An 11,787-nucleotide genomic window follows, 5' to 3' on the forward strand; every position below is an offset into this window, starting at 1 on the left:
AAGAAGTATAAATATGTCTCTGATTTTGCACATTTTTTTATAGTATTTTTTTTACAACAACTAAAAAACCATTCGTGAGGACGAATGGTTTTTTTAGGCTTAACAAAAAATCGTCACTTTATATTCCATATCCCGGATTTTGTGTGATCTTTTTATTAGCATCCGTTTCTTTTAATGGAATTGGGAAAACTAATGGATTTGCGTCATAAGCTAGTAATCTTGGCTGACCTTTAGCATCTCTAGTTAAAATAGATTGTTTTGTTCTTTTAATATCATGAATTAAAAAACCTTCCATTCCTAGTTCTAATTCTCTTTCTAATAAAATATCATCAATTGTTACCGAAGTTAAAGCATCTGCATGTACTCTGCCACGAATAATATTGATATCATCAAGTGGTGTATTCCCAATAGCAGTTCCTTCTTCAAAATTCCCTTCAGCTCTAATTAAATACATTTCTGCCAGACGTATAATTCCAACATCAGCAAACTGATCTGTATATTTAGAAGTTAAAATTCTGCCATTGTCTTCATTCTCGTAAATAAAATCAGCTCTGTCATCAGGATCACTGAATTTTTCCAGATAAGCATCTCTTATGGTAAAATCTCCACCGCGTCCTCCATTACCTTCAGAAGCATAAAAAGTTACAACATCATTTACACCAGTTTGTTTTGTGATTTGAATTGCAAATACATCTTCAATTTGATCTGTATCATGATTAAAAGCGGCTGCATAGTTTTGAGATAATGCATGTCCGCTGTTTTCAATAACATCATCTGCTGCATCTCTGGCTAAATTGTATCTGCCTTGTTGTAAATACACTCTTGCTAATAAAGCTTGTGCAGCATATTTGTCAGCATAAAAACCATTATCTTCAGGTAAGTTATTGTAAGCAAGGTTTAAACCATCTACTATAACCTGATATACTTCTTCAACTGTACTTCTTTCTTTTGAAAGGTCTACACTAAAATCGTAAATTGCATTTGGTCTTATAACAACTCCTAATTGATTATTTGTTTGTCCGCTAACGTAAGGTTTTGCAAAAAAGCGAACTAAATCAAAATAAGCTAATGACCTTAAAAAACTGGCTTCGCCAATCATTACTGCTCGTCTGTCGGGATCTTTTACTTTGTCGATATTTTCGATAACCGTATTTGATGCATTTATAATTTCATACAATCTTGCATAAGTTCCTTCAATTATTACGTTGTCAGAAACCATTAGTTTATTGTACATTTGTGTTAATTCTCCAAATGTACCGCGCCATCTTAAGTCAGTAGTACTTAATTCACCCGTTACGCCAAGTAAATCGGCATATAATAAAACCCTGCCGCCATAAGCGTTTCCATTTGCTGCAAGGGCATAAGTTCCGGTTAATACATTGGTTACACCGCCTTCTGTGTTTAAAGTTGTGTTAGCGTCTTCTCTCTGTTTCGGTTCTATGTCTAATTCATTTTCGCAACTTGTAAAAAACGCAGCGAAAAATATAAATAGGATTAGTTTATTTGCTTTCATCTTTTTCTTTTTAAAAATTAAAGTTTACACCAATTGCAGTTGTTCTCGCTGGAGGTGCTGAATAGAAATCTTCTCCAATCCCGCCATCATCTCTTCTAGCTTCAGGATCGTTTCCTTCGTAGTTTGTAAAAGTAAATAGGTTAACAGCTGTAAAATAAACTCTTAAACTGCTCATTCCTAAATCTTTCAATACGTCTTTTGGTAGTGTATAGCCAAAAGTTAAGTTTCTTAAACGGACAAAATCCGCTTTGTCCAAATAACGTGTAGAATCTTGAGATCCGTTTCCGCCGCCATATCTTGCCTGAGGTACATCTGTAATGTCATCTTTTTTCTGCCAGCGTCTTAACTGATCTGTAGTTTGATTGTCAAAAACATCAGCAGCTGATGATTGATAGATTCCAGCTGAATTATAAATGCTGGCACCCCATTCTCCCTGAAATGTAAAGGTAAAATCAAAACCTTTGTAAAGAATAGTATTTGTTAAACCAGACATTAAAGTAGGAAATGGGTTTCCTGCAATAATGCGTTGTGCTTCACTATAAGTATTTGTTGTTGAGTGATCGATTGTTCCATCAGGATTTTTAGTGTTTTTATAAAATAAAGCATCTCCATTTTCAGGATCAACACCAGCATATTCAACTAAATAAAAAGAAGAAATATTTTCTCCAACTCTGTTAATATTGTAAAAAGTAATGATATCAGTATTGTTGTTTGGAAGCGATTTTACCTTTGATTCGTTTGTTGTTAGGTTAAAGCTCGTATTCCATTTAAAATTTTCTGTATCAATATTTTTTGTGTTCAAAGTAAACTCAAAACCATTGCTTCTTATTTTTCCAATATTTTTATTGATAGAAGCAGCTCCGGAACTTATTGGTAACGGAACTTCAAAAAGCAATCCGTCAGTATCTTTTTGGTAATAATCTGCTTCAAGCGTAATTCGGTCTATGAAGCCAATTTCAAAGCCAAAATCAGTCTGAGCTGATTTTTCCCAAGTCAAATCATTATTTCCAGGCTGATCGAAAGTAAGTCCTGATTTTAAGTTATAAGGATTTGGTCTATAAAGCTGACGTGAAGCAAAATTCCCGATTTCGGCATTTCCTAATTTACCCCAGCTTCCTTTTAATTTTAAATAGGAAATAACTTTACTATCCTTTAAAAATTCTTCTTGAGAAATAATCCATCCGGCAGAGAATGCAGGGAAAACCCCAAAACGTTCATTTTTTCCAAAACGGGATGAACCATCACGACGGATACTTGCTTTTAAAAGATATTTATTCATATAAGAATAATTCAATCTTCCAAATTGAGAAACGAAAGCATAATCCGTTTCACTTCCATGGCCTTCATTTACTTCGGCACCACCGTCGACAGTTTGAAAATCATCGCTAGAGAAATAAATACTGTTTACATCCTGATATCTTCTGTTGTATTTATTGAATTCCATACCGGCAACAACATTAAATGTGTGTTTTTCTGCAAATGTTTTATCAAATGTAAAATAGTTACTCGAAACATAATTTTCTGTATTTACAGAGGTTGCAAATACAGCTCCGTCAGTTGCCATAAAAGGAGCATCTTTACCTTGCCAGTAATCCTCAGTCTGAGATAAAAGATCGTATGAGAAATCAGAATTAAACTTTAAAGAAGAAAGTATTCTAAATTCAGCAAACACTTTACCTGTAAGCCTGCGCATAATAGTTTTCCAAAACGTATTATCTTTTGCCAAAAGGTAGTTAGAATATTCTGTATTTGGGTTTGCAGTTCCATCGTCTAACCTTGCTTGCGAAATAGGTGCCTGTGCAACAGATTGTAAGGGAGAAGAAAATGAATTATCATCTTGAACTCTGTGAATTAAAGATCTTGAAAAACCAAGGTTCATTCCTAGTGTTAAACGATCTGTAACTTTATGAGATACGTTTGTTCTCGCTGTAAATCTTTCTAACGTATTACTGTCCACAATACCAGTTGTGTTGTTGTAAGCACCAGAAAAGAAATACTTTGTTTTTTCATCTCCTCCAGAAGCAGAAAAATCAGCATCTGTAGTATAACCCGTTCTTAAGGCAATTTCCATCCAGTTTGTATCGACTTCACCATTTCTCCAATCCGTTCCCTGAGATAGATATTCTAACTCATCTTCAACAGATTCTAAATCCTGAGCATTTCTTCCAGCTTCCAACATTAATTCAACATATTGTTTTGCATTCAAAAATTTTCTTTTGTGTGTAGCTTCACTAACTCCCTGCGAAAGATTTACGGTGAAAGTTCCTTTCCCTTCACGGCCTTTTTTAGTTGTAATTAAAACAACTCCGTTTGCGCCGCGTGCACCATAAATTGCTGCCGAAGATGCATCTTTTAAAACGTCTATAGATTCAATTTCATTGGTACTTAAAGTAAGCAATGGATTTGTTGGTGCGCCATTGCTTGATTCATCATCATTAATTAACGGAATTCCGTCAAGAACATACAGAGGCTGAGTTCCGGCACTAATACTAGCCGCACCGCGTACACGAATATTAATGCCGCCGTCAACTTTACCATTTGTCTGCGTAATTTGAACCCCTGCCAGTTTACCAACTAAAGCATTCTGTACGTTTGCAACCGGAATCTGCTTAATATCTTTTGCCGTTACACGGGCGATATTATCTGTTAAGTTCTTTTTAGACTGCGTTCCGTAACCCACAACAACTACAGCTTCAAGTTCATTTTGAACCTCAACCAGCTCAACTGTAATATTGTTAGAAGCAGGAACTTCTACCGTTTTATAACTTACGTAGCTTACAACAAGTATTTCTCCTTTTTTTGCGGCAATTTTAAATAAACCGTCAAAATCAGTTTGAGCACTGATATTTTTCCCTTGTACTACAATATTAGCTCCGGGAATTGGCAGCCCTTTTTTATCTGTTACTTTTCCGGAAATCGATTCTTGTGCCGCAGCTATTTGCACAAATAGTAAAAATAGCCACAAAAAATGTTTTAATTTAATTTTCATATTCATTTCGTTTAAATTAGTCTCTCAAATATCTTAATTTAATGTTAATTTTTAATACGTTTTTAACATTGAAAATAACAATTAAGCTATGTTTTGTGATATTGATAACTTTTGTATACGCGTTTATTGGTTTTTTGTGAAAAATCTTTGATTTTTTGATAAAAATGTAAGGCAGAATATTTTTATTAAAAAAAACGTTGATTTTTTAGCAGTAAAAAAAACAGTTTTAATAAAAAAGCGATTGTTTTATAACAATCGCTTTCAGGGTATAATTACTTAAAATATCAAAAAAAGTAATTATATGTTTTGAGAAGAGGCTCTTATTATTTTAGAATCTGACTTTTTTAAGTTCCCAAATGGTTTTAATAAAAGTATCGACATCCTCGGTTGTATTATAAAATGCCAATGACGGACGAACGGTTGTTTCAACTCCCATTCGACGTAAAATAGGCTGTGCACAATGATGTCCGGTACGCACTGCAACACCTTCGTTGTTTAAAGCCTGCCCAACCTGATCGTTTGAATAGCCTTGTAAATTAAAAGACAATACGCTGGCTTTATCTTTTGCAGTTCCAATCAATCGTACACCCGGAATTTCTTTTAAAAGTCTTGTTGCATATTCTAACAAATTATGCTCGTACTGACCAATGGCTTCAATTCCTAATTTGGTTACATAATCGACTGCCGCACCAAGTCCAATGGCATCGGCAATATTTCCGGTTCCGGCTTCAAAACGATTTGGAGCTTTGTGGTATTTTATTTCCTCAAAAGTTACGTCCTGAATCATGTTTCCGCCAGATTGATACGGCTGCATTTCGTTTAGTAAATCTTCTTTTCCGTATAAAACTCCAATTCCCGTTGGGCCAAATAATTTATGTCCTGAGAAAACCAGCCAATCTGAATTTAATTGCTGAACATCAACTTTCATGTGCGAAACCGATTGTGCGCCGTCGATTAAGACTTTTGCTCCGGCAGCATGTGCCATTTCCACTATTTTCTTTGCAGGAGTTATTGTTCCTAATGCATTTGAAACTTGTGTAAAAGCAACCAAACGTGTTTTTGAATTGAGCAGTTTTGCATATTCGTCAAGCAAAATTTGTCCGTCATCATCAACAGGAATTACTCTTAGTTTCAAGCCTTTTTTATCAGCAAGGCGTTTCCACGGAACAATATTCGCATGATGCTCCAGATTACTCACAATTATCTCGTCTCCGGAATTTAAATTTTGATCGCCCCAGGTTGAAGCCACCAGATTTATTCCTTCTGTTGCACCTCTTACAAATACAATTTCGTTTGCAGAACTGGCATTCAAAAATGCTTTTACTTTTTCACGAGCAGCCTCATACGCATCAGATGCACGGGCTGCCAGTTCATGTGCCGCCCGATGAATGTTTGAATTTTCATGCTTGTAGAAATACGCAATTCTATCAATTACTGATTGCGGTTTCTGCGTTGTTGCCGCATTATCAAACCAAACTAATGGCTTGCCGTTTACAGTTTCTTTTAGAATCGGGAAATCTTTTTTTACTGAAGCTGCATCAAAAGGATGTCCTTTAAAAAGATTAATTTCTTTATAATCGAAAGAATTTCCAACAATTATATCCGTACTCCTTTTATCAAAAGCAAAAGGATTCTGATCTAAAAAATAGTAGGATGATGTTGTTTCATTTCCGCCTAAAGGAAAATCTTCCCGCTTTTTAAACTGTGTATCGACAAATGATAAAGCAGCCTGCAGTTCAATTTCAAAAGAAGAATTTTCTGTTTGAAATGGCAGATATTGATTGTTTAATGACAACGGCGAAAAAACAGATTCTTCATTCAATTGAGCGGGATTTCCATTTTTCAAATTAACATCATGAAATCCGGTATGCGGATCATTGATATTTAAATCATGGTTTTCCTGAACTCCTGACGACGAATTTTTGTTCTGAGGATCAAATCCTGCTCCGGCATTTGGATATAAAGCAAAAGCTCCTGTATTTCCATGATTTAATGCAGAAGGAGAAGCTCCAAAGCCACTAAATGCAGGCGGCGCAGGCGGGAGATTCGACGGATTTGCTGCGGGAATCTGGCCAAACTGATCCAGGTTTCCGGTATGCAATATCGTTTCTGCAATTTTTGTCGCACGCGGGTGTTCAGCTTTATCCGGACTTAATGATATTTCTTTTGGAAATTCATTAGGTAAAGCTTTGAACAACTCGTTTGCTAAATTTTGCAAATCGTCGATGTTTGGTAAACCGTTGTTGTTAATATTTGTACTCATGATACTTTCCTATTTCTACATCTTCTAAAACAGCAATAGCATCATCTACTAAAATAGCCAAAGAACAATAAAGAGATACTAAATAAGAAGCAATGGCTTTTTCATTAATTCCCATAAAACGAACTGATAATCCAGGAGATTGTTCGCCTTGTAAACCAGGCTGAATTAAACCGATTACACCTTGACGGCTTTCACCAGTTCTTAAAAGAATAATTTTTGATTTTCCTTTTACGATTGGTAATTTATCAGATGGAATTAGCGGAATTCCTCTCCAGGTTAAAAACTGAGATCCAAATAAAGAAGTTGTCGGCGGCGGAACACCACGACGGGTACATTCGCGTCCGAAAGCAGCAATTGCCAAAGGATGCAAAAGGAAAAATCCGGGTTCTTTCCAGACTTTTGTCAATAATTCATCCAAATCGTCAGGAGTTGGTGCACCGGTTCTCGTTTTTATAATTTGAGAAGGGGCAACGTTACTTAATAAGCCATAATCTTTGTTATTGATTAATTCGCTTTCCTGACGTTCTTTAATTGTTTCGATAGCCAAACGAAGCTGCTCTGAGATCTGGTTGTATGGTTTGCTGTATAAATCAGAAACACGGGTATGAACTTCCACAATGGTTTGAACTGCGGCCAGATTGTACTCTCTTGGATTCTCGATATAATCGACAAAAGTATTCGGTAAAATTCTTTCGTCGCGTGCAGAACAATCAACTTCGATGTGATTTGCGTTTTTTACTTTATTTAAACGAAAAACTCCCGATTCTACTGGTGTCCAATGTAAAAGATGCGTTAACCAGCGTGGGGTTATAGTTCCAATTTGAGGAACGGTACGTGTTGCGATCGCTAATTGTCTTGCTGCAACATCGCCTAATGCGGTCTGTTGTTTTTGTAAATCTGCCATAATTTTAAGGTTTTTCGGTTATAATTTTGATTAAAATTTTTCTAGCTTTATTGAATTAAATTTATGGGTTTTTATTCAATTATAAGCTTTTGATTTGTAATTTGTTAGGAGAAAAAATCGAATAATTCCTCTACAGAAAGATATCGCTTTCCGGTATCATAATTAAAAGTTAGGATTACGGCATCTTCGGGAATGTTTTTTAATTTTTTTGAAACTGCTGCTAATGCCGCTCCGGTCGAAATACCTCCAAAAATCGCTTCTTCTTTAGTTAATTTTTTTGCAAATGAAAAAGCGTCATTTTTTTCAAAGATTTTATTTGAATTGCCTCCAGCTTCAGCTGGAGTAACAGGTTTGTAGGTAAAAAAGGCTTTAGCCAAATAAGAAGTTTGGCTAAAGCCTTCCATATTGCAAATTTTGAACCTCCAGCTGAAGCTGGAGGCGATTCATTATTCATTTCCTGCAAGGTTTCCAAAACCTTGTAGGTATTCTTAATTAATTTAGAATGTCTAATAATAAATCTACAAGGTTTTGAAAACCTTGCAGGGGTAGGGCTTATTTTTTTTCAAACATTCCTGTTTTGAATTGCCTCCAGCTTCAGCTGGAGGTAACAGATTTGTGGATAAAAAGGCTTTAGCCGAATAAAAAGTTTGGCTAAAGCCTTTTACATTTCAAATTTTGAACCTCCAGCTGAAGCTGGAGACAATTCATTATTTATTACCTACAAGGTTGATTCGAATACATTGCCGTACTTTATATTTTTTATTACTTTTTAAGATTAAGCCTGCTCTAAAACCGGAGTTTGTTCAGCAGTTTCTACTACATTTCCTGTAGGTTTGGCCTTTATTGGAAGTGATATTACGCCTTCGGCAAGAGGACTTCCTTCTTTTTTAGATTTGAATATCGGCCATAAAAATTGTGCGTACCATTCTTCCTGTTTGTATGATTTTGTTCCGTAAGATTCGGGGAATTTACGAGTGATTAAACCCGTTCCAAAGATGACATCCCAGATGAAAAACATGTTTCCGAAATTTCCTTTAAAATGCCCAACGCCGTCACCGCTTGTATCGGCGTGATGTGCGTGGTGCGTTGCCGGAGTAGAAATCAAGCGTTCTAAAATCCATGCAATTGGATGTAAAACTTTGTATTTATAAAACGGTTTGTCCCACGCAATACTTGAATGTGCTCCCAAAGTGATGAAACTTTTAATAACTAAAACAAATAAAGCAGGTAATCCTAAACCTAAATATGTTAAAGTAGCCGTTAAATAAATTTGAGAAAAGAAAATAGTATAAATAAAGTTCTGTCTTGAAGCCATTGCCATTCCCATGTAGGGAGCAGAGTGGTGCGTTCTGTGAAAACGCCATAAAAACGGAACCTGATGGTGCAAACGATGGTACCAATATTGTGTTAAATCATCGGCAATTGCGATTAGGAAAAAACCTCCCCAAAACGGAACCCATGAAAGTGTGTTTGCTAAATTTGGTAATAAATAGGGTAAAGCTGTTAAACTGAAAAAAGCAATTACCGGAGGTAAAATTAATTTAGGCGCCAGAAATGAAACAATATCAATTTTGCGTTCTTCACCTGTCCATTGATCGTCATAAAGACCTGCTGCAAACTCAATTATTCCTAAAACAATCATAAACACGGTTAATCCCCACGTTTTGATGTTGGCAAAAACAGGTTGTGCAAATTCTAAAAATGAAGGAAGTGCAATATGCGATTCGCTTACCGCTCCGCCTGTTAATTTAAAATACAGGAAAATTGCCACTACAGGCAAACTGTATATTAATAAACTGATACTTAAATCTCTTTTTAGTTTTTCTTGTTGAACTATTGCCATGATTTCTTATTTTAAAATTTGATTAATTAATGCTAAACCTCCGGCTAAAATTACCAGCGGAACTAAAAATACAATTGCCCCAACGACAATTTTTTTTCCTATGATTTCATAATCTACTCGTTTCATACCTTTTTGAATTTTAATATGTTAATGTGAAAATAAATAATTTAACTGTTAATTCTATGGATGTAGTAGAGTTTTGTTTTTTATTTTTCATTACTTTTTGATTTATCCTGCAAGGTTTTTAAAACCTTGTAGGTATGATTTTCCAAACCGTCAAAATCAAATGAAGATTTTAATGGCGTTAAAAAAACTACAAGGTTTTAAAAACCTTGCAGGTTGTGGGAATCATTATTTTGCAGTTTCTGTATCTGCAGGTTTAGTTACTTGTTTTACTAAATCTTGCAGCGTTTTACCTTTGTCAGCTCCTGTATTATGAATTCTTCTGTTGTAAACATCCTGCCAGTCAATCAATGGGTAAACATTGTTTTCTTTTGCCTGTTCGTCAAATAATTTTTGAAGTTCAGCCAGTTTTTCAGGATATTTTTTAGCAAGGTTGTTGCGTTCGTTAAAATCTTCGTTTAAGTTGTATAACTCCCAAACATCAGTATTAAAATTGCTTGCAGCAGGTTTTTCGTTTTTGCCTATTGATTGTTTTACAGCAAATGAATCTGGTAAATGTGCTGCAGCCGCTTTCCATCCATCTTTATAAATAGCTCTGTTCCCAAAGATATAGTAGTACTGAACTTTGTGTAAAGATTCTGCTTTTGGATTATCTAAAGAAGCCTGAAAAGAAGACCCCTGAATAATATCTTGTTTAATTCCTTTGATATATTCCGGAGCTTTGATCCCTGCAATTGCTAATGTTGTTGGCAGTAAATCTGTTACGTGGCTATATTGATTTCTAATTCCGCCTTTGTCTTTAATTCCGTTTGGATAAAAAACAATTAACGGATTACGAGTTCCGCCTTCAGAATGTGCATCTTGTTTCCAGTTTTTGAAAGGAACGTTTGTTGCCTGCGCCCATCCTAACGGATAGTTTGTGTTTAAACCTTTTGCAGTTCCAATTTCTCCAATATTATTTAAATTGCTTTGAAGATTTTCTGCTTCTGTTTTTCCTTGAGAAAATAAGCTTTGGTTAATCGTTCCTTGTAAAGTTCCTTCTTTACTGGCTCCGTTATCACCAATGGCAACAAAAATCAAAGTATTATCAAGCTGCCCGCTTTCTTTTAGATAATTAACCACTCTTCCAACTTCAGCATCTGTATAAGTCAGGAATCCGGCGTAAGCTTCCATGAATCTTGCGTATACTTTCTTTTCATCCGGAGTTAATTTTTTCCAATCTGTAATAAGGGCATTGCGTTCTGGTAATACGGCATTAGCAGGAACAACACCTAATTTCTTTTGGTTTGCTAATACTTTTTCACGGTATACATCATAACCTTCGTCAAATTTTCCTTTGTAAGGTTCGATCCATTTTTCAGCAACCTGATGAGGTGCATGAACAGCTCCCGGCGCATAGTATAAAAAGAATGGTTTTCCAGGTGCCGCTTTTTGCTGTTTTTGAATATAGCTGATTGCTTTGTCTGTAATTAATTCATTTAAGTGACGTCCGTCTGGTTTAACATGTGCCTGATCTTCCACTAAATCAGGATTGTATTGATCTGTTTGTGAACCAAGGAATCCGTAGAAATGATCGAAACCTTTTCCGGTTGGCCATCTGTCAAACGGTCCGGCGTCTGTAGCATCTTCATCTGGAGTTACACCATATTTACCAACTGCAAAAGTGTTGTATCCGTTTTCACGTAAAATCTCTGCAATTGTTCCTTTATCAGATGGAATTCTTCCGTCCCAGCCAGGAAATCCAGCCGATAAAATAGTGTGCGAAAATCCGCTTTCATGCACTCTTCCAGAATTTCTTCCCGTTAATAAAGCGGCACGGGTAGGAGCACAAATTGCTGTTGTATGAAAGTTGGTATAACGTAAACCGTTATTAGCCAGAGTTTCAAAAGTTGGCGTTTGAATTAAACCTCCAAAAACACTTGCAGCCCCAAATCCAACATCATCCAGTAAAATCCAGACAATATTTGGCGCACCTTTTGGCGCTTTTACAGGATCTGGCCAATATTCTTTAGAATCGGCTAATGTTTTACCAATTGTTCCTTTGAACTCTTGAGTATCTTGTGCAAAGCCAAATTGTACAGCTAGCAATGCTGTAATCAAAAGCCCTTTTCCAGAGCTTTTGATTGTAAAGTTATTTTTAAAATTTTTCATC

General features: G+C 35.7%; 6 protein-coding genes and 1 pseudogene. All 7 read right to left on the reverse strand.

The features are described 5' to 3' along the window. Positions 1–118: 118 nt before the first annotated feature. A complete protein-coding gene (locus LUU93_RS18995; protein ID WP_232682728.1) occupies positions 119–1,513 on the reverse strand; it encodes a RagB/SusD family nutrient uptake outer membrane protein in 1,395 nt (464 codons plus the stop codon). A gap of 10 nt (positions 1,514–1,523) precedes the next feature. Then, on the reverse strand, positions 1,524–4,502 hold the full coding sequence (locus tag LUU93_RS19000) for a SusC/RagA family TonB-linked outer membrane protein (protein WP_232682729.1): 2,979 nt from the start codon (positions 4,500–4,502) through the stop codon (positions 1,524–1,526). Between the two features lie 328 nt (positions 4,503–4,830). Beyond that, the gene (locus LUU93_RS19005; protein ID WP_232682730.1) at positions 4,831–6,765 is read right to left on the reverse strand and encodes a family 2A encapsulin nanocompartment cargo protein cysteine desulfurase; all 1,935 of its coding nucleotides are present in this window, start codon (positions 6,763–6,765) and stop codon (positions 4,831–4,833) included. Then, positions 6,749–7,669 carry a family 2A encapsulin nanocompartment shell protein gene (locus LUU93_RS19010; RefSeq protein WP_232682731.1) on the reverse strand — a complete coding sequence of 307 codons (921 nt, stop codon included), beginning with the start codon at positions 7,667–7,669 and terminating at the stop codon, positions 6,749–6,751. Before LUU93_RS19010 ends, LUU93_RS19005 begins: the two co-directional genes overlap by 17 nt. A gap of 104 nt (positions 7,670–7,773) precedes the next feature. Continuing rightward, positions 7,774–7,971: pseudogene (locus LUU93_RS19015) on the reverse strand (cysteine synthase A); the annotation flags it as partial. A gap of 473 nt (positions 7,972–8,444) precedes the next feature. Next, a complete protein-coding gene (locus LUU93_RS19020) occupies positions 8,445–9,512 on the reverse strand; it encodes a sterol desaturase family protein (RefSeq protein ID WP_232682732.1) in 1,068 nt (355 codons plus the stop codon). Between the two features lie 351 nt (positions 9,513–9,863). Then, positions 9,864–11,786, reverse strand: coding sequence for an arylsulfatase (locus LUU93_RS19025; protein WP_232682733.1), 1,923 nt, complete (start codon positions 11,784–11,786; stop codon positions 9,864–9,866). Position 11,787: the final 1 nt, after the last annotated feature.

The organism is Flavobacterium soyae (genome assembly GCF_021245985.1).
Lineage (GTDB): Bacteria > Bacteroidota > Bacteroidia > Flavobacteriales > Flavobacteriaceae > Flavobacterium > Flavobacterium soyae.